The organism is Mycolicibacterium sp. XJ870, from assembly GCF_053483975.1.
Genome location: NZ_JBEFTI010000007.1, coordinates 106843 through 132335, shown reverse-complemented (window position 1 = coordinate 132335; position 25493 = coordinate 106843). Strand labels below are relative to the sequence as shown.

Sequence of the window (25493 nt, the reverse complement as noted above, 5' to 3'; positions counted from 1 at the left end):
ACTCGCGTTTTGTGTACAACTTCCGCGCTTTGGCGTGCGTCGCGGCGATGGCCCTGGCGTTGACGAGCTGCTCCGACTCCGCCCCACCAGCCCAACCGCTGGCCGACCAGCCGCCGCCGTTGGTGCCTGCGCTGCCGTTGCCGGAAAACGCCGTCGACAACGCGATCGCCAAGCTGGACGGCATCGCTGAGGGCTTGATGCGCGAGTCCGGCATACCAGGGCTGGCAATCGCCGTCGTGCATGGCGGAAAGACGGTGTACGCCAAAGGGTTCGGTGTGCGCGATGAACGCACCGGCGACACGGTCGATCCCGATACGGTGTTCCAGCTGGCCTCGCTGTCGAAGTCGTTGTCCGCCAGCGTCGTTGCGCAACAGGTCGGTGCCGGTCAGATCGGGTGGGACACCCCGGTCGTGTCCAAACTGCCGTGGTTCGCGTTGTCGGACCCCGCCGTCACCCCGATGGTCACCGTGGGGGACCTGTTTTCCCACCGGTCCGGCCTCCCTGATCACGCCGGTGACCGGCTCGAGGATGTCGGCTACGACCGACGCTACGTGCTGGAGCGGCTGCGGCAGCTACCGCTGGACCCATTCCGGATCTCCTACGCCTACACCAACTTCGGGTTGACGGCCGCGGCGGAGGCGGTTGCCACGAGCGCGGGAAAGAGCTGGGAGCAACTGTGCGACGACGTGCTCTACCGCCCGCTCGGGATGGATTCGGCGAGTTCCCGCTTCGCCGACTACGAGTCACGCCCCAACCGCGCCGTCGGGCACATTCGCATCGACGATGGCTACGAACCACAGTATGTGCGCAATCCCGATCCGCAGGCCCCTGCCGGCGGGGTGAGTTCCTCGGTCAACGACGTCGCGCGCTGGCTGGCCATGATGCTGGCCGACGGCACGGTCGACGGCAGGCAGATCGTCGACTCGAAAGCGCTGCTGCCCGCGGTGACACCGCAGGTGGTATCCAGCCCGGCGACTGAGCCGGCAATGCGGTCCGGCTTCTACGGCTACGGATTCAACGTCAGCTCGACTTCGGCGGCCCGCATGCAGATCAGCCATTCCGGTGCATTCGAACTCGGCGCGGCCAGCAACTTCGTCATCATCCCGTCGGCTGACGTGGCCATCGTCGCGCTGACCAACGCGACCCCGTCGGGCATCCCGGAAACCCTGACCGCGGAGTTCTCCGACCTGGTGCAGTTCGGTGACGTACGGGAGGACTGGCGCACGTTGTACGCCGACGCATTCGCCTCGATGGCCGGGCCGGAGGGCGAGTTGGTAGGCAAGCAGCGCCCGGCCAATCCGGTTCCCGCCAAACCAGTTACCGATTACGCCGGGGTGTACCGCAACGACTACTGGGGTCCGGCGACCGTCACCGAACGCGACGGCAGGCTGACTTTGGCGCTGGGGCCGAAGCTGATCGCGCCGCTGGAGCATTGGGACGGTGACGTGTTCACCTTCACGTTGGCCACCGAGAACGCACCGCCGGGAACGGTGTCCAAGGCAACGTTCGCCGGTGACAGACTGACGTTGGAGTACTTCGACACCGACGGGATGGGGACTTTCTTCCGATGAGCCGCTTGCGCGAAGAGAGACAGCACAGATGACGACGATCATCACGGCCGGTCTCACCGATGCCGAAGTGGCCCAACGGGTCGCCGAGGGCAAGACCAACGACGTCCCGAGCCGCGCCGCTCGCAGCGTATCGGAGATCGTGCGGGCCAATGTGTTCACCCGCATCAACGCGATCCTGAGTGTGCTTTTCGTCATCGTCTTGTCGACCGGTTCGGTGATCAACGGCGCGTTCGGCTTGCTCATCATCGCCAACAGTGCCATCGGCATCATTCAGGAGATCCGGGCCAAGCAGACCCTCGACAAGCTGGCGATCGTCGGGCAGGCCAAGCCGACGGTGCGCCGAGCCTCGGGCACCCGCGCACTGCTTCCCGCCGAGGTGGTGCTCGACGACATCATCGAGTTGGGACCGGGCGATCAGATCGTCGTCGACGGGGAGATTCTCGAGGAATCCAATCTCGAAGTCGACGAGTCGCTGCTCACAGGGGAGGCCGATCCGATCGCGAAGGACGCCGGCGACGCGGTGATGTCCGGCAGCTTCGTGGTGGCGGGCAGCGGCGCGTACCGCGCTACCAAGGTCGGACGGGAAGCCTACGCGGCCAAGCTCGCCGAGGAGGCCAGCAAGTTCACGCTGGTGAAATCCGAACTGCGCAACGGAATCAACAAGATCCTGCAGTTCATCACCTATCTGCTGATCCCCGCCGGCCTGCTGACCATCTACACGCAGCTGTTCACCACAGATGCCGACTGGCGGGATGCGGTGCTGCGCATGGTTGGTGCGCTGGTGCCGATGGTTCCCGAAGGCCTGGTGCTGATGACGTCGATCGCGTTCGCGGTCGGCGTTGTCCGGCTCGGCCGGCGCCAATGCCTGGTCAACGAGCTGCCCGCGATCGAGGGCCTGGCCCGTGTGGATGTGGTGTGTGCGGACAAGACCGGCACGCTGACCGAGAACGGCATGCGGGTCAGCGAGCTGCAGCCGCTCACCGAAGATCACGTGGCCGAGGTGTTGGCTCAGCTGGCCGCCGACGACACCCACCCCAACGCCAGCATGGCCGCCATCGCCGAGGCGTACAAGATGCCGCCGGGGTGGCAGGCCACCGCGACCGCGCCGTTCAAATCCGCCACCAAATGGAGTGGTGCATCCTATGGCGAACACGGCAATTGGGTGATCGGCGCACCGGACGTGCTGCTGGACTCGGCGTCACCGGTGGCCGAGCAGGCCGAGCAGATCGGCGCCCAGGGCCTGCGGGTTCTGCTCGTGGGTTCCTGCGATATGTCGGTCGATGCCCCTGAAGCGCCCGGCAATGTCACCCCCGTCGCGCTGGTGGTACTCGAACAGCGGATTCGTCCAGACGCCGGCGAAACCCTGGATTATTTTGCCTCCCAACATGTTTCCGTCAAGGTGATCTCGGGCGACAACGCCGTGTCGGTGGGTGCGGTGGCCGGCAAGCTGGGCCTGCACGGCGAGACGATGGATGCCCGCCAACTCCCTCACGAACTCGAGGCGCTGGCCGACACACTGGAGGAATACACCACGTTCGGCCGGGTGCGGCCGGATCAGAAGCGCGCCATGGTGCATGCGCTGCAATCGCGTGGACACAACGTGGCGATGACGGGCGACGGCGTCAACGACGTGCTCGCGCTCAAGGACGCCGACATCGGTGTCGCGATGGGTTCGGGCAGCTCGGCATCGCGCGCGGTTGCCCAGATAGTGCTGTTGGACAACAAGTTCGCGACGCTGCCGTACGTGGTGGGTGAGGGCCGGCGGGTGATCGGCAATATCGAGCGGGTCTCCAACCTGTTCCTCACCAAGACCGTGTACTCGGTGTTGCTGGCCGTACTGGTGGGGCTAGGGGGCTTGTCGGCGCGCTTCTTCGGTACCGACCCGCTGCCATTCCCGTTCCAGCCGATTCACGTCACGATCGCGGCCTGGTTCACGATCGGGATCCCGGCGTTCATCCTGTCGCTGGCGCCGAACAACGAGCGGGCTCATCCGGGTTTCGTGCGTCGGGTGATGACGGCGGCGCTGCCGTCGGGCCTCGTCGTCGGCACCGCGACCTTCGTGTCCTATCTGGTGGCGTACGAGGGCAGAGCGGCGAGCCAGCTGGAGCAGACGCAGGCTTCCACGGCCGCGTTAATAACGCTGCTGGTGTCCTCGGTGTGGGTGCTGTCCGTGGTGGCCCGCCCGTACCAGTGGTGGCGGGTGGCGCTGGTCGGGGTGTCGATCCTGGCCTATGTGGTGATCTTTGCGCTGCCGTGGACGCAACAACTGTTCATGCTGGATCCGACGAATGTGGCGATCACCTCGGTAGCGCTGGGCATCGGGCTGGTCGGAGCGGGCCTCGTCGAGGTGCTGTGGTGGGTGCAGGGCGCTGTGCTGGGCGAACGGCGACGCTTGTGGAGATAGACTGGCGTGCGGGGAGCTGGCAAAATTGAGCCCCCGTTTCCGCTGATCTCAACAGATAGGGTGGGCACATGGCATTGCTGGACAAGATAAAGGGACTACTGGCGAAGAACGCCGACAAGGTGGACACCGCGATCGACAAGGCCGGTGACATGGTCGACAAGAAGACGCAGGGCAAATACACGGAGCACGTCGACAAGGTGCAGGACGCCGCCAAGAAGGCCGTCGACAAGAGCAACCCGCAGCAACCCTGACGTATGGCCAAACTGTCTGTCTCCGTCGAAGTTCCATTGCCGCCGGAGAAGGCGTGGGAGTACGCCTCTGATCTGTCCCGTTACGACGAATGGCTCAGCATTCACCGAGCCTGGCGGTCGAAGTTGCCGGAAACCCTGGAAAAGGGCACTGTCATCGAATCGATCGTCGAAGTGAAGGGCATGCTGAACCGGATCCGGTGGACGCTTGTGCACTACAAGCCGCCGGAGGCGTTGACGCTCAACGGCGAAGGCCGCGGCGGGGTCAAGGTCAAGCTGATCGGAAAGATCAAACCCGCGCGAGTGGACGGGGCGGAGGGCGCGACCGTCGGGTTCGATTTGCACCTTGGCGGGCCTGCGCTCTTCGGGCCCATCGGCATGGTGGTCGCCGCCGCACTCAAGAGTGACATTCAGCAGTCGCTCAACCGGTTCAAGGAGCTGTACGCACCGAGCTGATTTCCTGCGCGCTACAGGGTGAGCAGAACCCAGAGCGCAACCAGCGAGCCCAAAGCGGCTGCGCCGTAACAGCACACCGCGATCACCGGGTCGAAGCGGCCCAGCTGCAGCCCGTGCTCGAGGGTGAAGCGGAACCGATGCGCCCAGTGGAACAGGCCCAGCACGAAGATGCCGGCCAGCACGATCCGGGTCAGCGGGTGTTGCACAACGGCCAGCAGATGGGCCTGGTCGGCGTCGAGCAGACCGAGCGGAAACACCACGCCGAACAACAACATCAGCATCGGCAGCATCAATGCGGCCACCATGCCGCCGGCCGAGAACAGCAGCCAGAAGAACGGCTCGGGCGTCCGTCGGGCGGGCGAGCTCATGTCAGCACCACCCACGCCACGATCGCCGACACCACCAACCACGCCGCATAGTGGCCGGCCAGCACCGCACTCTCCGGGACGCGGCGCCCACGCAGGTGGATCACCATCGCGTGGGGCGCCAGCCCGAGCCAGGTGATGGTGTGCAGCAGCAGGAATCCGAGCGTCACGATGTTCAGCACCACCACTACCGGATTGGCGCTGAAGTCCATGAATCCCGAATAGCCGCCGCTGCCGATGGCCCACACCCCGATGGCGAGATACACCACCGACCATGCCACGAACACGCTGCTGAGCTCACGAAGCATGAACAGCAGATACGAGCGGCGTTTGGCCCACCAGAACCGGGGCACCGGCGCACGGTACCCGGCGGAAGCGGTCATCGCGCACCCCTGGGGAACACCAGGTCTTTCACCGAATGCCTTGCGGCGGTGAGCTTGTACTGCTGGATGGCGCCGGCAGGGTCGACGCCTTTCGGACATGCAGTGGAGCATTCACCGACATAGGTACACGCCCATGCGCCGTCGGCGGCGGCCAGCACGTCGCGGCGGTCCGCCTCGCCCTCGTCGCGAGAGTCCAGGTTGTAGCGCTGGCCCAATGCGATCGCGGCAGGCCCGAGAAACGTCGGGTCGAGTGCGTAGACCGGGCACGCCGAATAGCACAACATGCAGTTGATACACATGCTGAACTTCTTGAACTCCTCCATTTCGGCTGGGGTCTGCAGATATTCGCCGTCGTCGGGGGCGCGTTCGTCTTCGCGGATGATCCACGGCTTGACGGTGGGAAGCTTGGCCATGAAGTCGGTGATGTCGACGACGAGGTCGCGGATCACCGGGAAATTGCGCATCGGCTCGACGCGCACCGGCCCGGGCAGATAGTCGACGAGGAACGTTGCGCACGACAGCTTGGGGTCACCGTTTATCGTCATGCCGCAGCTGCCGCAGATGCCCATGCGGCACGACCACCGAAACGTCAGGGAGCCGTCGAGGCGGTCCTTGATGTAGTTGAGCCCGTCGAGCACCGCCCACTCGCGGGTCAGTGGCACTTCATAGGCCTGCAGCGTCGGCTCGGAGTCGGTCTCCGGCCGATATCTGGTCACTTCCATGACAATTCGCTCTGCCACGGTCACCTCCCGTAGATCCGTTCACCCGGCTGCCAGCGGGTTATCGTGACCGGCAGATAGTCGACGCGCGCGGACCCGTCGGACTGTCGGTGAATCAGGCTGTGCGCCAGGTATCGGTCGTCGTCGCGCCCCGGAAAATCGGTGCGCTGGTGTGCCCCTCGGGATTCCTCACGCTTCAGCGCAGATTCGATGATCGTCTGCGCGACGTCGAGCATTCCGGACAGTTCGAGCAATGCCAACAATTCGGTGTTGAAGGTATGGCTGTGGTCGTCGATGCCAACCGTTGCGAAGCGTTCCTGCAACGCTCGGATCTCGTCGACGGCCTTGGTGAGGGTAGGCCCGTCACGATATATCCCGGCGGCGGTCTCCAATGTCGTTTGCATATCGGTGCGGATGTCGGCGATGCGATCGTCGCCCTCGGAATGACGGCGGAGTTGGCTTTCCAGCCGCTGCTCCTCGGTGCGGGCCTGGGCAGTGACGGCGGGAGAGGCCTTGCGCACCGTCATCACGTAATCCGCTGCGGCACAGCCTGCCCGGGCTCCGAACACCAGAATCTCCGGTAGTGAATTGGAGCCGAGCCGGTTTGCCCCGTTGATGCTCACACACGCCGTCTCGCCCGCCGCGTAGAGCCCGGGAAGCGGTGTGGCGCCATTGATGTCGGTGTGAACGCCGCCCATCATGTAGTGCACCACGGGTCGCACCGGGACCAGTTCTCTGATCGGGTCGATGTGCTGATAGTCGCGGCACAGCTCACGGACGAACGGCAGTTTGGTATCGATCAGCTCGGCGCCGAGGTGGCGAAGGTCGAGGTAGACCACCGGACCGTACGGGGTGTCGACGGTGTTTCCCTTTTCCTGCTCGTGCACGAATGCCTGCGACAGCCGGTCACGTGGCCCGAGTTCCATGCTGCGCAGCTGCGGTTCGGGTGTGGGTTTGCCGAGGTCGTAATCCTGCAGGTAGCGGTAGCCGTCCTTGTTGACCAACCAACCACCCTCGGCGCGTGCGGCCTCGGTGATCAGGATTCCGGTGAACGGGAGTCCGGTGGGGTGGTATTGGACGAATTCCATGTCCTTCAGCGGTGCACCCGCCCGGAAGGCCAAGGCCATCCCGTCGCCGGTCTTGATGTTGGCGTTCGTGGTGAACGGGAACACCCGACCGCATCCACCGGTGCACACGATCACCGCGTCGGCCAGGATGGTCTCGATGCGCCCGGTCGCCAGCTCGATGGCGACGACGCCGCGCACCACACCGTCGTCGACCAGCAGGGTGGTGGCGAACCACTCGTCGTAGCGCACAATGTCCTGATACGCGAGCACACGCTGAAAAAGCGTGTGCAACAAGTGAAATCCGGTCTTATCGGCGGCAAACCAGGTGCGTTGTTTTTTCATGCCGCCGAACGGACGGACGGCGATGTGGCCGTCCGGCGTGCGGCTCCAGGGGCACCCCCAATGTTCGAGCTGTAGCAGTTCTCGCCGCGCCTCGACGACGAACGCCTCGACCGCATCCTGGTCGCACAGCCAGTCGCCGCCCGAAATGGTGTCGTAGATGTGTTCCTCGAAGGTGTCGTCGGCGCCTGCGACCGCTGCGGCACCACCTTCCGCCGAAACCGTGTGGCTGCGCATCGGGTACACCTTCGACACGATCGCCACTGACAACTTCGGGTTGGTCTCGGCGATGGCGATCGCGGCGCGCAGACCGGCACCACCCCCGCCTATCACCACGATGTTGTGCGAGGCCGTCACTGCCGGATCTCACTGCCGCGTCTCACACTTCCCAGGCCTCGTGTTCCCCGCAGCGCTCGTCGCGTAGGACTTTGCCGTCGTGCCGGATTGTCCGGACGCTGATGCAGCCGTCGTGGTAGGTGTGCCGCGTCTCGCGGCAGCCGCACGCGAATTTGAGGTCGTCGTAGCTCAGGCCGTCGTCATCGTTTTCGAGGTGGCGATCGCCTTCAGCCATGCGCCCACAGGGCGCCTTCGTTCTGGAGAAATGCATGGTCGTCGCGGCCATCGTCCCGCCTCCTCGGGTCTCAGGCGTGTGGTGCAGGTCACATCAGGGTATTCCTGTAAAGACCTACAAGTCCAACGTTGCGCGGTCAGCGACGAAAACGCCGAGTGACGAGCTTGGTGAACTCTGCCGTCGAGCGCTTCACGGATTCGAGTTCCAGCGACACCAGCAGCGTGTCCACCAGGGCGAACGGCAGCGTTGTCGCGACCGCTCCGCGGCCGTATTCGAGGTGCCACGAACCGGGCTGGATGGTCAGGCCCCTGGCATGGCCCTTCTCGAGGCAGGTGTGCTCGCCGGGAAGCAGCGGCGGCAACGGCATGCAGTCGTCGGATTCGAGGTCGTAGGAGTCGATCTGCCCGGCGAGCAGGAACTTGTGGATCTCCACATGTTTGTATCGCCCTGAAAAGCCCTGGGTGCCAGTCGGAGACCCGAAAATGACGATGTATTCGCGTGGGCTGAAGTAGAGGAATCGGACCTTGCCGAGAATTCCTCCCGCTTTGCTGCCCACCCAGCGTCCCGGGGCGGGATCGATCAGGTTCGGGTATTCGTCGGCGAGCAACTCGATGGCCCGCGTGATGAGTTCACCGCTGTCCAACGGTAGGCCGACGACCTGCTTGGCAACTTTGTGCAGGACGTTCGGGTCGATCTGATAGGACATCAGCTGCGGACCAGTCCGCGGGGTCGGATGAGGCCGAGGTCGAGGTGGTTGAGCCAGCCCGGCTGGGCATCGCAGACATCGGGGATGGCGTTGATCGCGCCCATCGCCGTCCAGTCGTAGCCAGGGTGAGCCATGGTGCCGTCGGCCTGTCTGACGCCTTTGAGCGTCAGCTCGGTGGGCGGGTCGCCTTCGATCACGATCTCGTACCGGGTCTCGCCCCAATCCCAGGCCGGTTCAAGTTTGTCGGGGCCCGCGGTCACATAGCTCGCGTGGAAAACGATCAGTGGCTGTCCGCCTACCCACGCGGTCCATTCGTGCCGTTGCGCGGCGACGGTGCCCGCCGGGATCGCGCCCTCGTCGTGCGGAATGTCCTCGACGGCAGTTGCGACATCGATCTCGGCGGCCGTCACCTCGTCGATCGTCACGCCGAGTCCGTCGGCGATCATGTGCATCGACTGGGCAAAGAACGGCAGGCCGAGACCCAGAATGGTTGGCTCCGAGAGGAATTTGTCCTTGTCCTTGCCGAATCCCATCCAGTCGATGTGGTCCATCGGCGCGTCCTTCAAGACGTCGACGACCTCGTACACGTGGATGGTGTCGATCCTGCTCATCACCCGGGCCAGGGTGAGCGGCAGGATGTCGCCGGCGTAGCCGGGGTGGATGCCGCCGCCATGGAAAGAAGTCCCACCGTCGACGCAGGCGGCGCGGATCTGCTCGCCCGGTTCGCGGAAATCCGGTGACGGATGGAAGAACCCGCTCGTTGTGACGACATTTTTGCCCGAGCGCAGCAGCCGGCACACGGTGTCGACGTCCATGATGATCGGTGTGTAGAACACGCAGTCGGCATCGAGCGTGACGATCGCGTCGACGTCGTCGGTAGCTGCGAGACCTATTGGTGCGATGCCCGCGATCTCACCGGCGTCCTTGCCGACCTTGTCCTTGCTGTGCACCAACACACCGACCAGATCGAATACCGGGCTTTCGGCGAAGTGCCGCAGACCGACCTGCCCGACATCGCCTGTCATCCACTGAATAACTCGGTAAGTCCTCATGCCGAGGACCGTACGCCGGATGTGAAAATGACGGGGACCGAACGGAATCCGCGGGTGACCGAATTGCCGTGGAACTTCGCGCGTTCTCCCGGCGCGAGCGCGAAGTCGGGCATTCGGGACAACACCCGCTCCAGACCCACCTGAAATTCCAGCCGGGCCAGATTGGATCCGAGACAGCGGTGCACACCGGCGCCGAAGCCGAGGTGCCGGTTCTCGCGACGGTCGAGGATGCACCGGTCGGCGTCGGGGAATTCCTGCTCGTCGCGGTTGGCGGCGGCGTAGTTGACGATCACCGACTCGCCGGGCGTGAATGTGCAGCCGCTCAGTTCGACTTCTTTGGCGACGGTGCGGGGGATGCCGTGAATCGATCCGGCGAACCGGATGAACTCCTCCACCGCGCGGGCGAGGAGTTCGGGATCGCCGATCAGGCGGTCCCGCTCGGCTGGGTTGGTGGCGAGGTAGTGGTAGGCGAAAGACATTGCGCTGGCGGTTGTCTCGAGCCCGGCCTGAACCAGGAGCATGGCGTTGGACACGACATCGCCGAATGCCAGTTTCTCCCCGTCGATCTCGGCTGAGAGCAGGACATCGATCATGTCGTCACGGGGCGGCTGGTCTACGCGTGCAGTCACGGCGTCGTGCAGGTGCTGGTACAGCCCGCCCCAGGCGCCCATCCGGACCTGCTCCGTGGCGCCGTTGAGCGCGGTGTCGGTCAGCTCGACGCACAGCGGCACATCGTCGACGGGCATGCCCAGCAGGTACTTGAAGAACACGATCCCGGGCTGGCGCCAGGCGATCTCGGCGAGGTCACCGGACCCGCTCTCGATGAAATCGTCGATGAGCCGGTCTGTCTCGGCGCCGATCTCCGGTCGCAGGGCCTTCATCCGCCCCGGAGAGAAATACGGGTTCAGGACCTTGCGGAACTTCTGCTGCCGCGGCGGGTCGAGGGTGATCACCAGATCACCGGCGAGCTGCGCGGCCCCCTCCGGCGTCGGGTTGCTGGAGAAGTGCTCCCAGTCCTGCAGGATCTGGACACACTCCGCGTAGCGCACCGCCACCCACGCGCCTGCCGGTGTGGCGCTCAGAAACGGATTGACGGTGCGGGCGAACGGTGACTGCCGCCGCATCACCGAGTAGACGTCGTACAGAAAGTCGTTGTCGTGGAAGTCCTCATGGCGAAGATCCCAATTCTCCGCGTGTTCTTCAAGCGACCTCGTCACGGAGCACCTTGCTGTTCGGCAGCTTGACGGGCCTCGCGTTCTTCATGGATGCGGACCAATTCGCGGAAGCCGATCCGGTTGTACTTCGGCACCGGCTGGATGCCCCACTCGTCCTGGGCGGTGTCCTTGCCCTCGGCGCCTTCCGGCGGCCCGAAAGCCGGGTAGGGGACCTTGCATTCGAGCGTGTCGTCGGAGTAGCGGACCTTGAGCAGTTCGCTGCAGATCTCGGTGAGGCTCAACGTGGGGTAGCCGTAGTAGACCGCCATGAACGGCAGCGTGAAGGCCCCCTCGATGACGAGGGCGACGAGGCACACCAGGACCGCGCGCTTGATCCACTTGTGCATCCGCGCGTAGTAGGGCGTGGTGCCCGGGGGCAGATCCTCGGCCTTCTCCTCAGTGGCTTCAGGTGTCGTTGTCACAGTTGCTCCTTAGTCCGAGAAGATTTCGCGGTTCACCGTGTGCAGGTACGGGATCGCGAGGAACGGGGTGATGTAGAAGATGTCGTAAAGCCACCAGCCGATGACAGGGAAGATCACCCCGGCGAAGCGCACGTCGGCGAACATCGTCATGTTGAACACGTAGACACACCAGATCAACACGCCCATCCAGCAGGTGATGATCATCCACTGGTGCCCCCACCGCTTCATCTGCAGGAAGCCGATGGCCGCGGCGCACCGCATCGCGAAGACGGTGACGATCATCCCGAAGACCATCGACTTCTCGCCCGGCCCGGCGGCGCCGCCGACCCACAACTCGTTGTAATGCCAGAAGTAGCCGGCGTCGAACATCGCGCCCCAGCCAACCATCAGGACCCGGTTGATGAGAGTGTGGTTGGCGACGAGATCGAGCGCCCAGCCGAGGCTGTTGAGCATCCCGTCGATGAGCACGAGGTAGCCGATCAGCGTGACGATCATGGGGCGCACCGACAGCCCTGCGCGCAGAGCCTGCCGTTGCAGCCAGACTCCCCGCATGAAGATCGGGAAGCCGATCAAGCCTGGAGCCCACATGCCCATTAGTGCGGCGCCGACGATCATCCACTTGTCGGCCCGGCGCTGCGCCAGCCGCGACTCCTCGTGGTGTTCTTCGAGATTGCCAGAACCCTCCAGGGGAACGGTCGCTTTGACCTTCGCACCCGACTTCCGGTTCAGCAGAGGTAGGTTCACAACTCCCACCAGCCTCGGGTGAACGACATGTACAGCTGGATGAGGAACATCGTCAGCAGGTATCCGTAGATGACGACCTGCAGAACGATCAACGCTTTCTTGCGGTTCTTTTCCCTCTGATCGACCATGTGCGGTTCCTTTCTAGAGTGCGCTCTCGGTGCCGGCCAGGGCGGCGGCGGCAACCTCGCGTAGTCCCTCGGTGATGGCGCCGTCACTCGACAGCGGGGCGAGCACACACGCCTCGGCGGCTTCGAGTTCCGTTGCGCCGGACGCAATCAGGTGTGCTGCCGTGACGAGCACCCGGGTCGACGGCGGTTCGAAGTGGAAGGCCTGGTCGGCCGTGCGGATCGCGGTGGCGCACCGGACCAGCCGTTGGGCGGTCGGCGACGCGACGCCGGTTTCGGCGACGATCACCTCGGCCTCGCGCTCGGGTGGCAGGTAGCGCATCGGCAGCGTGACGAACCGTTGGCGGAACGACGGCTTGAGTTCCTTGAGCGAACTGCGATAGGCCGGGTTGTACGAGCACACGAGCATGAAAGTCTCAGGTGCGCCGACGACTTCGCCGGCGCGGTCAAGATAGAGCGTGCGCCGGTGGTCGGTGAGCGAGTGCAGTACGGCCAGCGAATCGTGGCGCGCCTCGACGACCTCGTCGAGATAACAGATCGCCCCGGCCTTCACAGCTCGCGTGAGCGGCCCGTCAGTCCATACGACGTCGCCGCCGGTGACCATGAACCGGCCCACCAGGTCCGAACTCGTCAGGTCGTCGTGGCAGCTGATGGTGATGACGGGTCTTTCCAGCAGCAGACCCATGTGCTCGACGAGCCGGGTCTTGCCACAGCCGGTGGGGCCGGTGAGCATCACGGGCAGGCGCTGACGGTAGGCCTGCTCGAACAGCTGGACCTCGTTGGCGTTTGCGTAGTAGGTGTCTGTCATGCGGTAACCAACTCTCGGTGGACGTGGGCGAGGACGCGGGGAAGCTCTTCGACGCGGCGGATACGTTGGGACCGTTTGGACCCGAACACTTCCGGCAGCGGGTCGACGCGAGTGGGGCCGACACCGACGTAGTACATGGAGACGCCGGCGTCGTTGGCCTCTTCGACGGCGTGGGCGGCATCAGCCCAGGCGTAGCGGCCTTCGTAGCCTTCGTCGGAGATCAGGCCGTCACCGATGACGATGAGCAACCGTCTCTCCGAAGGCTGAGCGAGCAGGCGGCTGGTCAGATGCCGCAGCGGCGCACCGAGTCTGGTGTAGCCGCCGGTGGACAGGCCGAGGCTGCCGGGTGGCACGAAGCGACGTTCTTCAAAATCCTTGAGGCAGCTGACTTCCACGCGGTGGCGAGTGTTGCCGGTGAACGTAAAGATGCCGTGGCGTTCCCGGGCTGACGTCATCGCGCGGGACAGCGCGTCGGCGCAGGCCAGCTCGAGCCGGAAGATCGTGCCGCCGTGCACACCGAGCGATGAACTGCCGTCGAGCAGCAGCGCGGTGGTGACGTCGCGACTGGCGGGCAACAGTTCGCGGAACAGGCGTGGTTCTACGGCCTCACCGGTCGTCAGGTCGAGGTAGTGGTTGACGTACTGGTCGACGTCGAGGTCGGAGCCATCTTCCAACCGGTTCTTCATCGCGCGATGAGTGTTCTGCTCGAACCACTTCCGGACATCGACGGCGACTGCGCCGGGCTGCGGGTTGCGGCTGCCGTGGCGGAGTTCGAGCACCGCGACGTGGTCTGGCATGAAGCTCTTCGTCCACGCGTTCCATTCCGGATACGGGATGCCCGGCCGGTGGTCGGGAGTGATGTCGAGGTCGTTCTCGTGCGGCCGGCTGGGTGGGGGCAGATTCGGGTTGCGGACGCCACCGTCGCCGCCGACAGGTACAGAGTGGGCGCGGGGCACTCGTTTCTGCGTCGTGGTCCACGGCAGGCGCCCGAAGCTGCGGCGCAGCTTGTCGGACAGTCCCTGCGGCAGCGTGTACGCCACGGGCAGGCTGCCGAGCAGGGGATCTGCTGTGAGTGTTTGCGGTGTTCGCGCGAGGGTGACTGCGCGGTTGAGCATTTCGGTGGCGTCCATGTCAGCTGCTTCTGGCTTCAGGGCCGGCACCGCTCGGTGGAGGTCGGACAGCAGCCCGGGCCAGTTCTCGGCGACCCAGCCCAGCGCGACGCCGGCCTCGATGAGCGTGAGCGCGGCCAGCTCGCGGGTCGAGAGTTCGTTGAGCCGGTAGTCGACGATGCGGTCCTTGGACGGCGAGCACTGCAGTGCGACACCACATGTCAGCGTTCGCCGGGTCCAGTCGCGATGCGGTGGGTAAGGCACGTACACGACATCGAGTTGTGAACTCAGGCCGAAGCCGCGGTGTTGCCCGCTTACCAGGCGAGCCCCGGTGCGGCGCCGGCTGCTGAGCGCCACGGCGGTGACGGCGCAACTGCGCTCGGTCGCCATGGCGTGCGCATCGCTGAGTTCGGACATCTTTTGCGCCAGCCCGTCAGAACGTTCCGATGTTGGAGAACATCCAGTACCAGAACCAGATGACCAATCCCGTTCCGCCCCAGGCGGCCACATAGCGGAGGATCTCCCAGACCCAGTCCATGTCAGTTCTCCAATCCTCGTCGTGCGGTGATGACCAGGTTGGCCAGCATCGTGTCGCGGGTTTCGCTGTTGGCGGTGGTGGTGAGCACGCCATAGATCCCCAGCAGGAAGAACGCGCCGCTGTAGAACGCGTCCACCTCGGGATGCACCTCGCCGTCGCCGCGGGCACGCTCGATCTCGCGGACGAGCAGCACGATCAGCGGATGGTCTGTCCACTCGTCGTTGGTTGGGCGTGTCGGTGAAAAGTGCAGGGCGAGGAACTCTTTGAAGAGCAGCGGGCCGAGGCGTTGCTCCAACCGGGTGACGAGGTGGACGACCTCCGTCAGCGCGGTCGCGAGATCGTGGGAGGCGTCGAGGAAGCGGGCGAATTCGGTTGCCATCCGGGCTTCTTCGCGTTGTTCCAGTTCGAGGAGCACGTGTTCCTTGCTCGGGAAGTGGAAGAAGAACGTTCCGTGGGCCACGCCTGCGGCGCGGACGATTGCGCCGACATCCGCACCGGCCATGCCCGACGCCTGGAACTCGGCGATGGCCGCGCCGAGTATCCGCTCCCGTGTCTGCAGGCGGCGCAACTCGCGCGCCGACTGCTTGACCTGTGGCGTCATGGTCCGTTCTTTCTAGCGTGTGTTGTTGATCATAGTCAATGAGTGAAGTCAGCCAATTAGTCCGAGAAGATCTCGCGGTTCACCGAATGCAGATACGGGATGGCGAGAAACGGGGTGATGTAGAAGATGTCGTAGAGCCACCAGCCGACTACCGGTAGGACGACGCCGGCGAAGCGGACGTCGGCGAACATGGTCATGTTGAACACGTAGATGCACCAGATCAACACGCCCATCCAGCAGGTGATGATCATCCACTGGTGGCCCCACCGTTTCATCTGCAGGAAGCCGATCGCCGCAGCGATGCGCATGGTGAAGACGGTGAGGATCATGCCGACTTCCATCGCCTTCTCGCCCGGGCCCGATGCGCCACCGAGCCAGAGTTCGTTGTAGTGCCAGAAGTAACCGGCGTCGAACATTGCGCCCCAGCCGTTCAACAGGATTCGGGCCAGGATGGTGTGATTGGCGACCAGGTCCAGTGCCCAGCCGACGGTGTTGATCGCGGCGTCGATGATGACCAGATACCCGAGCAGTGTGACCAGCATCGGGCGGACCGTCAGCCCGTCGCGCTGAGCCTTGCGTAACAGCCACACGCCGCGCAGGAACAGGGGCAGTCCGAAGATTCCGAGCGCGGCGGTGCCGATGAGCAGGCTGCCGGAGATGAGCCATTTGTCGGCCTGGCGTTGCGCGCGCTGCGAGGCTTCCATGTGCTCGTCGAGCCCGCTCGCGGATGCTCGACGGGCGGCATCGCCGCTGCCGCCGCGGCCCGGATTCAGCGTGGGCAGGTTCACACCGGCTGACTATAGTCAGTTAGTGGCCGGAGTCAATGGCTAGTGTCATCCCGCGAGCAGACACAAACTCGCACTTTCGCGGCCCGTTTTGTGCGAGTCTGCGTCTGCTCGCCAACTAGTGAGGTGTATCTATGCGCAGAGTCGTGCAGTTCTCGACCGGTAATGTCGGCCGGCATTCCTTACGGGCAATCATCGGCCGGCCGGATCTCGAGCTGGTCGGCGTGCATGCCGCTAACCCGGACAAGATCGGGCGCGACGCAGCGGAACTGTGCGGCCTGTCCGAGCCGACCGGTGTGATCGCCACCGACGATATCGATGCGCTGATCGCGCTGGAACCCGACTGCGTGGTCTATACCGCGCTGGGCGAGACCCGGCCGATGGAGGCGATCGAGCAGATGTCGAAGCTGCTCGCGGCCGGGATCAACGTCGTCGGAACATCGATGGTGTGGCTGGTGACGCCGCGTCAGGCCGACGACTGGCTGCGGGTGCCATTGGAACAGGCCTGCGCAGCAGGCAATTCCACGCTGTATGTCAACGGGATCGACCCCGGATACTCAGGGGACACCGCAGTCCATGCCGCGCTGAGCCTGGTGACCCGTGCCGAGTCGGTCACCGTCAAAGAGGTTTTCGATTACGGCAATTACGACGATTACGAATACACCGGCACAGCAATGGGTTTCGGTTCGACGCCCGACGACGACATACCGATGGCCTTCCAGCCCGGGGTCATCACGGCGATGTTCGGTGGCCTGGTACGCAATCTCGCCGACCACCTCGATGTGAAGCTCGACGACGTTCGTCAGCGGTATGAGCCGTGGTACACCGACAAGCGCATCGAATGCACGATGATGACCGTCGAGCCCGGACAGCTGGCCGGGGTGCGGTTCGGTGTCGAAGGAGTTCGGGCCGGCGTCCCCATACTCACGGTCGAGCACACCACTCGCCTCACTCCCGCAGCTGCACCGGACTGGGACTATCCACCCGACGGCCAGTCAGGTGTGCACAAGGTGATCGTCGAGGGCGAACCGCGCATCGAGGTGAGCACCCACCTGTCCCATCCGGTGCTCGATGTGACCGATGCCGGGTGCCTCTCGACCGCCGCCCGCGCGGTCAATGCGATCGAATGGGCCTGTGGTGCGCCCGCAGGATTGGCTGCCATCGAGGACATACCGCCAACAGCGATGATCCGCGGTTTGATGTGGTGAATGGTGTCGATCACGGGTCATCTCCGTAGATCGCTCCGCTTGTGAAGGCGGTTGGTGGGCAATCCGTGGGCCTGAGATGTCCATTCCCGTCGGCCCAATGATGTTCGGCCGCAGATGCTCTGCGCCACGGACGGCGATGTGCCATTCAGAGGATCGTGGGTGGAATCAGAAGCTGTCCGTCGACCCGCGTCGGCACAACCGGCTTGTTGCCCACCAACTCGGTAGGCAACACCTGCGAGGGCGCTCCTTGCCACGTGACCGGCCGCAGGAAGCGCCGCATCGATGTGAGGCCCACCGACGTGTGGTGTGAGGTGGTAGAAGGCCACGGGCCTCCGTGGGTCTGCGCCCACGACACGGCGACGCCCGTCGTCTGCTGGTTGTAGACCAATCGTCCGGTGACACGGAGCAGAGCGCGGCTCAGAGCAACAACAAGATCTGCTTCATCGCTGCCGTGGTGGATACTGACGGCGAGCGTGCCGGGAACTGATGCCAAGATATTCTTCAGGTCATAGACGTCGCCGTACCGAATCACCGTAGCCGACGGGCCAAAGATCTCCTCCCAGACGGCTTCATGACTGTCGCGACGGGGAAGTTCGACGAGGGCCGGACGTACGTGGCAGGGTCGATCACCGTCCGGCTCTCCGATGAGGCCACCGGCTCCGCGACTCACCAGGCTCCGGCGATAGGACTGCGCGATCTGTCTGGACAGCAACGCGACTGAGACCTCGCCGACAGCTTGCCGTAAGCGGGACACGAGATTGTCACCCGCATCCCCATCGGGAACGAGAATCACCCCGGGCTTCGTACACAGCTGTCCTCCGCTGCCGGTCACAGCGCCCGCCAGCCCATCAGCAATCTCCTGTGGCCGTTCCGTCGCCGCCCCTAGCGTCACTATGGCCGGGTTGATACCGCTTAGCTCGCCGTAAAAAGGGATCGGTTCGCGACGCTCTGCAATGAGTTCTGTCAACGCCTGACCGCCCAGCGCAGACCCGGTGAACGCAACAGCCCTTATGTGCGGGTCCAGGACCAGCGCGCGGCCAGCGTCGAAGCCATGAACTATCTGAAGTATCCCTTGGTCGAAACCGGCGGCGGCGACACTTTCGCTCATTATCTCGTAGCACGCTTGAGACGTCAGCGGATGAGCCGGGTGCGCTTTGACGACAACGGGGCATCCGGCAGCCAATGCCGCGACCGTGTCACCGCCAGGCATCGAGAAGGCCAACGGGAAATTGCTGGCGCCGAAGACCGCGACCGGCCCGATCGGGACGAGCATCCTTCTGAGGTCCGGGCGCGGTCCCATGTCAGTCTGGCAGGGTAGGTCAATCGTTGCCTCGAGGTAACCGCCCTCAGCCACGGCATCCGCGAACGCCCTCAATTGATAACAGACTCTGCGCATTTCACCGTTCAGGCGGTCTGAACTCAGCGCAGTCTCGTCAATCGCTGTTGCCGCAACCCGCTGGCCGCCGATCTCGAACGCGTCAGCCATCATTCGAAGAAGCTGCGCCCGCTCCTCGCGAGTTCCGAGTCCCTGAAGTGCCGCATCTGATGCGGCGCGGCATGCGCGGGCGACATCCTCGCCGGTCGCCTCCCGCAAATCGGTCGCTTTGGTTGTGTTTGTTGCCGGATTCGTCGTCGTCACCACAGTCACGTCACTACCGCCTTGTTAGAAGTCGTTGATCAAGCCTCGGGCGAGGATCATTCGTTGAATCTGGTTGGTTCCCCCGTAGATCTGAGTCAGCTTTGCGTCGCGGAAGATTCGCTCGACCTCAGCATCCTTTGTGTAGCCCGTACCCACCGTGGATCTGTACCGCGTTCGACGCGACGCTGTTCGCGACGTCGGATGTGTAGAACTTGGCCATCGACGCCGCCATCGCGCAGTCGACAACACCTTCGTTTCGGCAAAACTACGCACCTCTCGCGCAGTGCCACGTGGTGATCCTCTTTTGCGATCACTGAACAGGTCGACTCGCAACTCATGGGGGTAGACCCTTTCGTAAGACGAACTCTCAAAGCGGAGCCGTCCGCAATGGCAGAAACGAATCGGGCGGGCTCAGACATGCGACGTCGGCTGACGAGGACCGTTACGCAAACTTCTCGGCGTTGCAGGTCGATCCTCGCTGGCGGATTTGCCAGCAACCTCTCGACGGTACCGCCAAGAACTGCTGGCGCTCAACGCGTGACGGGCAACTTGTGTTGACGCATGGCTATCGCGCGGAGCGCTCGGAGGTAGAAGAAGTCGCCATACGGCAGTGCCCCGTTGACACCCCATCCGTGCGGTGCCGAGTAGGTCGATCTCCCTATGATGCCCGCGTCACCGGCGAACAGGGCATCTGTGCCAAGGGCGGTCATTACCTGGTCGAGCCGCTCCGACGCCTGCAGCTCGCGGTCGAGTGCCTCGTCTTCACGCGCCTCAGCGAGGGCTGACGCCAGGATAGAGCTGGCACTGGCATCAACGAGACCGGTCTCGTTCTTCAGATCGTAGGGTGGCAGGACGCCCAAACGCGCGTGCGAAACCCAGTACTCCAGGGACGTCGAGGCGGCTTCGGCAAAGCGCGCGTCTCGCGTCGCGAGGTAGGCGGAAACGAACCCATGGATGGCCCAGGCATGCCCACGTGTCCAACAGCTCTCGTCCGCTGCGCCCTGAAAGGTACCCGCGCTCAAGAGTTTTCCGTCGGATGAGCGATGCACGATGTGGTAGGTGGCTCCATCGCTGCGCACCAGGTCTCGCAGGGTGCTGTAGACGTGAGCGAGTGCAATTTCGTACAGGTCTTGTCGATCGAATTGCTCGGCCGCCCACCACAGGAGCGGCAGATTCATCATCGTGTCGATGGTGGAGGTTTGCTGCCCCCTGGGGTCCTCGAGCGCGCCGAATGCCTGGAGATATCCGCCCGCCGGACGGAATCGTTTGGCCAGCGTCTCAGCCGCGGTGAGCGCTACCTGCGCCCAGCGCTGGGCGCCGGCCTCATCGCCGGCGGCGCGCGCGCGGTCAGACATGAGTGCCGCGGAAGGCCAGAACATGAACCCGATGTCGTGTGTTGTCTCGTCGAAGACTCGCGCCGCGGTTGCTCCAGCCACCGCGAACGCCAGCTCGTCGGCGGCCTGCGCGCCGAGATCGCTGAGGTACAGCAGTGATCCGGCCCAAAAGCCGCTCGTCCAGTTTCCGTGGTCATAGCTGTCGTCCGTCCAGAAGCTGGGCTGCGACACAGGAACCTGTTTCCAAGCGCCGTTCTCGACATAGTGGCCTGTACGCACCGGTGCCAGGGACAGCGCGTCCATGACTCGTGCCTCGGCCTTCGCCAAGAACTCTGGGAGCCGCAGCGTTCCGATGGCCGGCGATTGGTCTAGCTGATTCATCCACCTTCTCCTTGACGCACGATGCCCTGCTCGATGAGGGCGCTGATCTCACTGGCACTGAATCCAGCGCTGGACAGAACATCGGCCGTATGTTCGCCGACACCAGGTGGCGAACTGCGCACGGCTACCGGTCCCTGCAGCCAATGGTTGAAGGCCACCACGCGGAGGCCGTCGAGGAGTCCGGCCGGGCGAAGCAGCACCGATTCGGTACTGATGACGGTCACCATCCTCCCTCAGCTGTGTTGCGCAACAGAGGATCTGAATACGACAAACTTGATAGTTCAACGGTCGTGACCGACAGTGGCACCACGGCCATCGACCGTCGAGGCGTCGCACCGCCCAGGGTGAGCTCCGACGCACCCTGCTGGGTCGCCGAAGTCCACATGTGGCCTCTGCCGCGTGCTCAATCACCGCGTGAACGCTCTACATCGAATTCCTGCGCTCGGTTCCGGCATGTCTCACCAGAGCGAGCGCAGCACACACCTAGCCGTCGCCGAAGGTAGACGCAGCGATGCTTTCGATGCCGACCTCGTATTACTGCAAGATGACCGCGAACCCCCTGCGCGCGAACACTTTCCAATTCTTGCGGCAGAATGACGTTGGTCCCGCGCGACGAACCTCTCATCTTCCGAGGAGCGCAACAGGTGGAGACAGACGTGCGGCTCAAGCCCCCGCGTGCTGTGATCTCGGAAGCGGCCAGCGGACGGGGAGATGGGGTGGTGCACCTTAATATCCGGCCGGCGTGGGCCACCGCTCGTACCTGGCGCGTCGCAGTCTCGCGCGCCGCTAGGCTAGCAGCCACGGTGCCACCTTTCCTTCGGGCGGGATTGCTTGATTGCGATGGTGCGTCCAGCTCGGCAGCGCGGAGCCGCCGTTGTGCCGAACGAATATCGTCACGCCGGCGCGATGGCCGCAACCGACATGGCGATCTCCTCAGCGATACGCCGGCAATCCTCGCCGACACGTGCGAGCTTCGGCTCCATCCGGAAGGTGGGACCCGAGACGCTGATCGCCGCGACGACGTCACCGTTTGCGAGCTTGATCGCGGCCCCAACGCAGGTCACACCATCCTCGTTCTCCGCTGATTCGATCGCGAATCCGCGTTCGGTTGTCAGCCTCAGCTCATGCAGGAAGGCCGTCCGATCAGTGATCGACTGGGGGGTGCGCTTGACGTACTCGAGTCGATCGAGGATTACGTCTCTGGTCTCGGCGTCGACCGAGGACAGAATCGCCTTGCCCAACGACGTGGTAGTCAACGGCATCTGCTGGCCGATCGCTGATACCAGCCGAATGGACTGACCTGACTCCTGCTTGTCGACGTATACGACGTGGTCCTCCTCGAGCACCCCGAGATGAACCGACTCGTCGTACATGTCGCGAAGCCTCATCAGCGCGGGCCGCGCGACCACCTTGACATCTACGTCGATACCGGCGCGTTCGGCCAGACGTATCAGCTTGCTCGATACCTGGTAGCCCTTCGCCGCTCTGTCCTGAACCAAATAACCGGCTTCACGCAGGGTGGACACCAGTCTTATCGTGGTGGCTCGATCGAGTCCGATGCCTTCGGCGATCTCGGTGGTACTGACGGCACGAGAGCGGTGTTCGGCGATGAACTCGAGCACCGCCAGGCCACGTAGCAGTGTGCGAGTGGGGCGAAAATCGCTCTTGGACCCGTCCGAGTTTCCGGCTTCACTCACTCGTCGCCCTCCTGGGTCCCACCGATTCGGGTGATGATACGGCTTGAGTACACATCCCCACCGGGATTGCCAGCGGTCATGGTTCGCCCCTAGAACCCGAGCGGGCCGGTGATCAGCGTGACGCCCAACAACTCGCCCATGCCAACCCACACGATGATGATGGCGCCGGCCGTGACGGCGACTGTTGTCAGCCAGCTGCGGTGGGCGATGAATTTCAAGGTGCCGACCAGATACAGCGAGATTGCCGTTACCAGCCCGAGCGGAACGATGGTCAGGATCAACATTGCCATGGCAGCCACGTGTAGGAGGAACGGCCGCCGGCTAGTTGACTGCTGTTCATCGGGCTGTTCGTGATCCGACGGCTCGTCATTCGCCTGTTCAGCAGCTGAGGGTGTCGCTCGACGCTGCTCGAGGACAAGCATCCCCGCGCCGACGAGGAGCAACGCTCCGATGCAGAATGGGAAGAACCCGGGCCCCAGGATGCGGTCGGCCGTCAAGCCGACGGCCACCCCCTGATACATGGCGTAGATCGCCACGGGTACCAGCACCCACGCAAACGTGGCGTTCAAGTCAACCTTGGTTCTGTTCACTCGCGCCTTCACCATCGTTCTCATCGTTGCTGGAACCTATGCTCTGCACGGCGTTCGGCGTCAGGAAGTTCGGACACGCGCACGGCCTTCTCACGTACTCGGTGCAGGAACCGATCTCGGCTGACGATGGCTCGTCGGTGAGTTCCCTTGGCCACCTCGTCCAGGTCGTCGAAGGCCGCAACTTCGAAATCCAAGATCTTCTCCGACTCATGGACCAGGGTGGCCTCGGCAGTGATCCGGGACCCGACGGGACTCGCCGCCAGGTGCGCCACGTCGAGGTTGATACCGAGTGTCACCTGACCCGGCGCAAGACGGTCTTGGACCGCCGCCACGCAAGCGTTCTCGAGCAGCAGGATCAACTGTGGCGTCGAGAAGACGACCACACCGGGATTGCCGGACGCTGCCGCAGTGAGCTCGTCAGTCACGATGAGAGACAACGACGCCTTGCTCTCGGTCATCGCACCGTCCTCATCGTCCGGTGAACTTCGGTGACCGCTTGTCCAGGAACGCCGCCACACCCTCGGCAAAGTCGGCCGTGGTGAACAGCTCGGCGGCCACCACCGCATCGTCTTCTCCCGGCAAGGTACGTTCCTCGCATACCGCGTTGACCAGCTTTTTTGCCGCCTGCATTCCAAGCGGGGCCTTGGCGGCGACTCGTGCGGCGAGGTCGTACGTGAACACCTCGAGTGCATTCCCCGGAACGACCCAGTTCAGGAGACCGATCCGCAGGGCGTGCTGCGCGCTGATCAGATCATCGGTCATGATCAGCGCCTTGAGTTCTGCTGGTGAGATGAGCCGCAGCAGGCGCCTGATGTTGCCCTTGTCGATCGAATGGCCGATGCGACCGATCGGCATGCCAAAACGCGCACTGTCCGCAGCCACCCGCAGGTCACAAGCAGCCGCGAGTTCGCAAGCTCCACCGAGCGCGTATCCGCTGATCATGGCGATGACCGGGATCGGTGCAGCCTCGATCTGGGTGAGCCGAACGTTGAACTCCGCGAAGTGCGCCTTTGCGCCATCGAAGTCGTACTCGCCCAGTTCACGCAAATCGGCGCCGGAGGCGAATGCGGTGGTGCCGGAACCGCGGAGAACGACGACGCGGATATTCTCGTCGTCCGCGTACGCCTGCACGCCCTCGACTATGCGTCCGCGCACATCATCGTTCAGCGCATTGCGCTGCGCCGGACGGTTGATCGTGATCGTGCCGATTCCGTTGGCCTGGCTCAACAGGACCGAATCGCTAGTCAACGCTACCCGCCTCTCCGATCGCGGCTTCCAAGCCGTATTCCTTGTTGTGTTGTCCGAGGTACGGCGGTGGTAGCCGGACCGCGAGCGGTGTGCGAGAGAGTTGGAGCGGGAAACCGATCATCTCGATGGGGCCGACCGTTACGTGCTCTGCGGACACCACCAAGTCGTTTGCCCGAGTCTGCTCATGCTCGAGCGCCTCACCTATCGTGTGGACCGGTCCGGATGGCACTCCCGAGGCAGTGAATGTCTCGACCCATTCCGCCTTGGTGCGAGTAGCGAGGGCGGACTCGATCGCGCTGATGAGTTCCGTCCGGTGCGCGAGACGATCCTGATTCGAGACGAAACGTGGATCGACTGCCAGCTCGGGTCGGTCCATCGCAGCGCACATCCGCTGCCACATCTCATCGTTGGCGACGGCCACCGTCAGCGAACCGTCTGCGGCGCGGAACGTGCCGGTAGGCGCGATGATCGGGTGGTGATTGCCCGCGACTCCCGGCACCCGACCGGTGAGCAGGTAGTCCTGGGCGTGAAAACTCATCAGGCTCACCAATCCCTGAAGCAGCGAGGTTTCCACGTGCTGGCCTCGCCCGGACACTTCGCGTTCCCGCAGTGCCGCACAGATGCCCAGGGCGGAGAAGACGCCGCCGAGCAGGTCGGCAATCGGGATGCCCGCGCGCACCGGCTCCAATTCATCGGTGCCCGTCACGCTCATGAACCCGGAAAAGCCCTGGATGACTTGGTCGTAGCACCGCTTCTGCGACAGCGGTCCCTTGTTGCCGTAGCCGGAGATGGTGCAGTACACCAGCTTTGGGTGCAATTCGAGTAACGTATCGGCGTCGAGACCGAACTTCTTCATCACATTGGGGCGGAAATTCTGCACCAGGACATCGGCGTCGGCCACCAACTCCTTGACGCGGTCGAGTTGCTCGGGATCGTTCAGATCGACGGCGAGTCCCTCCTTATTTCGGTTCAGGCTCAGGTAATCGATGGACTCGCCTTTGTAGCGGGGGCCCCACTGTCTACTGCCGTCTCCGACAAGCTTTTCGACCTTGATGACCTCAGCTCCCATGTCACCCAGCAGCATCGTGCACTGTGGGCCGGCCCGGGCGTGACTGAAGTCGATTACCTTGATGCCTCCGAGTGCGCCGTAGCTCATATACGGTGTTCCC

The 25493-nt window shown here is 64.0% G+C and carries 30 protein-coding genes; 5 read left to right on the top strand and 25 right to left on the bottom strand.

What is annotated here, in order from left to right; translation table 11 throughout:
* Positions 1–47 precede the first annotated feature (47 nt).
* The 4 genes from ABQF30_RS22895 (at position 48) to ABQF30_RS22880 (ending at position 4679) form a co-directional block, all read left to right on the top strand.
* Complete coding sequence (locus ABQF30_RS22895; protein ID WP_448468342.1) at positions 48–1571, top strand: serine hydrolase; 1524 nt, start codon at positions 48–50, stop codon at positions 1569–1571.
* 28 nt (positions 1572–1599) lie between these two features.
* Complete coding sequence (locus ABQF30_RS22890) at positions 1600–3975, top strand: cation-translocating P-type ATPase (protein ID WP_448468073.1); 2376 nt, start codon at positions 1600–1602, stop codon at positions 3973–3975.
* 68 nt (positions 3976–4043) lie between these two features.
* Positions 4044–4226, top strand: coding sequence for an antitoxin (locus ABQF30_RS22885; RefSeq protein WP_448468071.1), 183 nt, complete (start codon positions 4044–4046; stop codon positions 4224–4226).
* 3 nt (positions 4227–4229) lie between these two features.
* Positions 4230–4679 carry a type II toxin-antitoxin system Rv0910 family toxin gene (locus ABQF30_RS22880; RefSeq protein WP_448468069.1) on the top strand — a complete coding sequence of 150 codons (450 nt, stop codon included), beginning with the start codon at positions 4230–4232 and terminating at the stop codon, positions 4677–4679.
* A gap of 11 nt (positions 4680–4690) precedes the next feature.
* Here the strand turns inward: ABQF30_RS22880 and frdD are convergent, their stop codons facing one another.
* The 15 genes from frdD to ABQF30_RS22805 form a co-directional block, all read right to left on the bottom strand.
* Complete coding sequence (gene frdD / locus ABQF30_RS22875; protein ID WP_448468067.1) at positions 4691–5047, bottom strand: fumarate reductase subunit FrdD; 357 nt, start codon at positions 5045–5047, stop codon at positions 4691–4693.
* The gene (locus ABQF30_RS22870) at positions 5044–5427 is read right to left on the bottom strand and encodes a succinate dehydrogenase/fumarate reductase transmembrane subunit (protein WP_448468065.1); all 384 of its coding nucleotides are present in this window, start codon (positions 5425–5427) and stop codon (positions 5044–5046) included. The genes frdD and ABQF30_RS22870 overlap by 4 nt, the downstream gene beginning before the upstream one ends.
* Entirely contained in the window at positions 5424–6167 is a 744-nt protein-coding gene (locus ABQF30_RS22865) for a succinate dehydrogenase/fumarate reductase iron-sulfur subunit (protein WP_448468063.1), read from the bottom strand. Before ABQF30_RS22865 ends, ABQF30_RS22870 begins: the two co-directional genes overlap by 4 nt.
* Positions 6168–6169: 2 nt before the next feature.
* A complete protein-coding gene (frdA, locus tag ABQF30_RS22860; RefSeq protein WP_448468061.1) occupies positions 6170–7909 on the bottom strand; it encodes a fumarate reductase (quinol) flavoprotein subunit in 1740 nt (579 codons plus the stop codon).
* A 22-nt stretch (positions 7910–7931) separates the two neighbouring features.
* Positions 7932–8174, bottom strand: coding sequence for a hypothetical protein (locus ABQF30_RS22855; protein ID WP_448468059.1), 243 nt, complete (start codon positions 8172–8174; stop codon positions 7932–7934).
* An 85-nt stretch (positions 8175–8259) separates the two neighbouring features.
* Complete coding sequence (locus ABQF30_RS22850; RefSeq protein WP_448468057.1) at positions 8260–8829, bottom strand: isomerase; 570 nt, start codon at positions 8827–8829, stop codon at positions 8260–8262.
* Complete coding sequence (locus ABQF30_RS22845; RefSeq protein ID WP_448468055.1) at positions 8829–9881, bottom strand: NAD(P)H-dependent amine dehydrogenase family protein; 1053 nt, start codon at positions 9879–9881, stop codon at positions 8829–8831. The genes ABQF30_RS22850 and ABQF30_RS22845 overlap by 1 nt, the downstream gene beginning before the upstream one ends.
* A complete protein-coding gene (locus tag ABQF30_RS22840; RefSeq protein ID WP_448468053.1) occupies positions 9878–11098 on the bottom strand; it encodes a cytochrome P450 in 1221 nt (406 codons plus the stop codon). The genes ABQF30_RS22845 and ABQF30_RS22840 overlap by 4 nt, the downstream gene beginning before the upstream one ends.
* Positions 11095–11517, bottom strand: coding sequence for a hypothetical protein (locus ABQF30_RS22835; protein ID WP_448468051.1), 423 nt, complete (start codon positions 11515–11517; stop codon positions 11095–11097). Before ABQF30_RS22835 ends, ABQF30_RS22840 begins: the two co-directional genes overlap by 4 nt.
* 9 nt (positions 11518–11526) lie before the next feature.
* Positions 11527–12261: a hypothetical protein gene (locus ABQF30_RS22830; RefSeq protein WP_448468049.1), complete on the bottom strand. Its 735-nt coding sequence runs from the start codon at positions 12259–12261 to the stop codon at positions 11527–11529.
* Positions 12258–12389 (bottom strand): hypothetical protein, encoded by a 132-nt coding sequence (locus tag ABQF30_RS22825; protein WP_448468047.1) that lies wholly within the window; start codon positions 12387–12389, stop codon positions 12258–12260. Before ABQF30_RS22825 ends, ABQF30_RS22830 begins: the two co-directional genes overlap by 4 nt.
* 13 nt (positions 12390–12402) lie before the next feature.
* Positions 12403–13194 (bottom strand): CbbQ/NirQ/NorQ/GpvN family protein, encoded by a 792-nt coding sequence (locus tag ABQF30_RS22820; protein WP_448468045.1) that lies wholly within the window; start codon positions 13192–13194, stop codon positions 12403–12405.
* Entirely contained in the window at positions 13191–14720 is a 1530-nt protein-coding gene (locus tag ABQF30_RS22815) for a nitric oxide reductase activation protein NorD (protein WP_448468043.1), read from the bottom strand. The genes ABQF30_RS22820 and ABQF30_RS22815 overlap by 4 nt, the downstream gene beginning before the upstream one ends.
* 122 nt (positions 14721–14842) lie before the next feature.
* Positions 14843–15442, bottom strand: a complete 600-nt coding sequence (locus ABQF30_RS22810) for a TetR/AcrR family transcriptional regulator (protein WP_448468041.1) — start codon at positions 15440–15442, stop codon at positions 14843–14845.
* 56 nt (positions 15443–15498) lie between these two features.
* Positions 15499–16230, bottom strand: coding sequence for a hypothetical protein (locus tag ABQF30_RS22805; protein WP_448468039.1), 732 nt, complete (start codon positions 16228–16230; stop codon positions 15499–15501).
* A 131-nt stretch (positions 16231–16361) separates the two neighbouring features.
* Between ABQF30_RS22805 and ABQF30_RS22800 the strand changes: the two genes are divergently transcribed.
* Entirely contained in the window at positions 16362–17435 is a 1074-nt protein-coding gene (locus ABQF30_RS22800; protein ID WP_448468037.1) for an NAD(P)H-dependent amine dehydrogenase family protein, read from the top strand.
* A gap of 145 nt (positions 17436–17580) precedes the next feature.
* On the opposite strand, the gene ABQF30_RS22795 is transcribed toward ABQF30_RS22800, so the two are convergent.
* From ABQF30_RS22795 to ABQF30_RS22750, 10 genes are all read right to left on the bottom strand, one after another.
* A complete protein-coding gene (locus tag ABQF30_RS22795; protein WP_448468035.1) occupies positions 17581–19083 on the bottom strand; it encodes an aldehyde dehydrogenase family protein in 1503 nt (500 codons plus the stop codon).
* Between the two features lie 15 nt (positions 19084–19098).
* The gene (locus tag ABQF30_RS22790; RefSeq protein ID WP_448468033.1) at positions 19099–19230 is read right to left on the bottom strand and encodes an acyl-CoA dehydrogenase family protein; all 132 of its coding nucleotides are present in this window, start codon (positions 19228–19230) and stop codon (positions 19099–19101) included.
* Complete coding sequence (locus ABQF30_RS22785; RefSeq protein ID WP_448468340.1) at positions 19202–19294, bottom strand: acyl-CoA dehydrogenase family protein; 93 nt, start codon at positions 19292–19294, stop codon at positions 19202–19204. Before ABQF30_RS22785 ends, ABQF30_RS22790 begins: the two co-directional genes overlap by 29 nt.
* Before the next feature lie 310 nt (positions 19295–19604).
* Positions 19605–20789, bottom strand: coding sequence for a hypothetical protein (locus tag ABQF30_RS22780; protein WP_448468031.1), 1185 nt, complete (start codon positions 20787–20789; stop codon positions 19605–19607).
* Positions 20786–21013 (bottom strand): hypothetical protein, encoded by a 228-nt coding sequence (locus ABQF30_RS22775; RefSeq protein WP_448468029.1) that lies wholly within the window; start codon positions 21011–21013, stop codon positions 20786–20788. Before ABQF30_RS22775 ends, ABQF30_RS22780 begins: the two co-directional genes overlap by 4 nt.
* 669 nt (positions 21014–21682) lie before the next feature.
* A complete protein-coding gene (locus ABQF30_RS22770; protein WP_448468027.1) occupies positions 21683–22486 on the bottom strand; it encodes an IclR family transcriptional regulator in 804 nt (267 codons plus the stop codon).
* A gap of 89 nt (positions 22487–22575) precedes the next feature.
* Complete coding sequence (locus tag ABQF30_RS22765) at positions 22576–23055, bottom strand: tripartite tricarboxylate transporter TctB family protein (RefSeq protein ID WP_448468025.1); 480 nt, start codon at positions 23053–23055, stop codon at positions 22576–22578.
* Positions 23056–23096: 41 nt separating this feature from the next.
* On the bottom strand, positions 23097–23534 hold the full coding sequence (locus tag ABQF30_RS22760; RefSeq protein WP_448468023.1) for a thioesterase family protein: 438 nt from the start codon (positions 23532–23534) through the stop codon (positions 23097–23099).
* A gap of 10 nt (positions 23535–23544) precedes the next feature.
* Positions 23545–24324, bottom strand: a complete 780-nt coding sequence (locus ABQF30_RS22755) for an enoyl-CoA hydratase/isomerase family protein (RefSeq protein ID WP_448468021.1) — start codon at positions 24322–24324, stop codon at positions 23545–23547.
* Positions 24317–25480, bottom strand: coding sequence for a CaiB/BaiF CoA transferase family protein (locus tag ABQF30_RS22750; RefSeq protein ID WP_448468019.1), 1164 nt, complete (start codon positions 25478–25480; stop codon positions 24317–24319). Before ABQF30_RS22750 ends, ABQF30_RS22755 begins: the two co-directional genes overlap by 8 nt.
* Positions 25481–25493 lie beyond the last annotated feature (13 nt).

Bases quoted from the DNA above. Each gene is read 5' to 3' on its own strand.
- ABQF30_RS22820 (WP_448468045.1), bottom strand. From the start codon at position 13,194: ATGACAGACACCTACTACGCAAACGCCAACGAGGTCCAGCTGTTCGAG.
- ABQF30_RS22750 (WP_448468019.1), bottom strand. From the start codon at position 25,480: ATGAGCTACGGCGCACTCGGAGGCATCAAGGTAATCGACTTCAGTCAC.
- ABQF30_RS22870 (WP_448468065.1), bottom strand. From the start codon at position 5,427: ATGACCGCTTCCGCCGGGTACCGTGCGCCGGTGCCCCGGTTCTGGTGG.
- ABQF30_RS22880 (WP_448468069.1), top strand. From the start codon at position 4,230: ATGGCCAAACTGTCTGTCTCCGTCGAAGTTCCATTGCCGCCGGAGAAG.
- ABQF30_RS22890 (WP_448468073.1), top strand. From the start codon at position 1,600: ATGACGACGATCATCACGGCCGGTCTCACCGATGCCGAAGTGGCCCAA.
- ABQF30_RS22810 (WP_448468041.1), bottom strand. From the start codon at position 15,442: ATGACGCCACAGGTCAAGCAGTCGGCGCGCGAGTTGCGCCGCCTGCAG.
- ABQF30_RS22845 (WP_448468055.1), bottom strand. From the start codon at position 9,881: ATGAGGACTTACCGAGTTATTCAGTGGATGACAGGCGATGTCGGGCAG.
- ABQF30_RS22780 (WP_448468031.1), bottom strand. From the start codon at position 20,789: ATGAATCAGCTAGACCAATCGCCGGCCATCGGAACGCTGCGGCTCCCA.
- ABQF30_RS22825 (WP_448468047.1), bottom strand. From the start codon at position 12,389: ATGGTCGATCAGAGGGAAAAGAACCGCAAGAAAGCGTTGATCGTTCTG.
- ABQF30_RS22895 (WP_448468342.1), top strand. From the start codon at position 48: ATGGCCCTGGCGTTGACGAGCTGCTCCGACTCCGCCCCACCAGCCCAA.
- ABQF30_RS22855 (WP_448468059.1), bottom strand. From the start codon at position 8,174: ATGGCCGCGACGACCATGCATTTCTCCAGAACGAAGGCGCCCTGTGGG.
- ABQF30_RS22785 (WP_448468340.1), bottom strand. From the start codon at position 19,294: ATGGCCAAGTTCTACACATCCGACGTCGCGAACAGCGTCGCGTCGAAC.
- ABQF30_RS22800 (WP_448468037.1), top strand. From the start codon at position 16,362: ATGCGCAGAGTCGTGCAGTTCTCGACCGGTAATGTCGGCCGGCATTCC.
- frdD (WP_448468067.1), bottom strand. From the start codon at position 5,047: ATGAGCTCGCCCGCCCGACGGACGCCCGAGCCGTTCTTCTGGCTGCTG.
- ABQF30_RS22815 (WP_448468043.1), bottom strand. From the start codon at position 14,720: ATGTCCGAACTCAGCGATGCGCACGCCATGGCGACCGAGCGCAGTTGC.
- ABQF30_RS22760 (WP_448468023.1), bottom strand. From the start codon at position 23,534: ATGACCGAGAGCAAGGCGTCGTTGTCTCTCATCGTGACTGACGAGCTC.
- ABQF30_RS22885 (WP_448468071.1), top strand. From the start codon at position 4,044: ATGGCATTGCTGGACAAGATAAAGGGACTACTGGCGAAGAACGCCGAC.
- ABQF30_RS22850 (WP_448468057.1), bottom strand. From the start codon at position 8,829: ATGTCCTATCAGATCGACCCGAACGTCCTGCACAAAGTTGCCAAGCAG.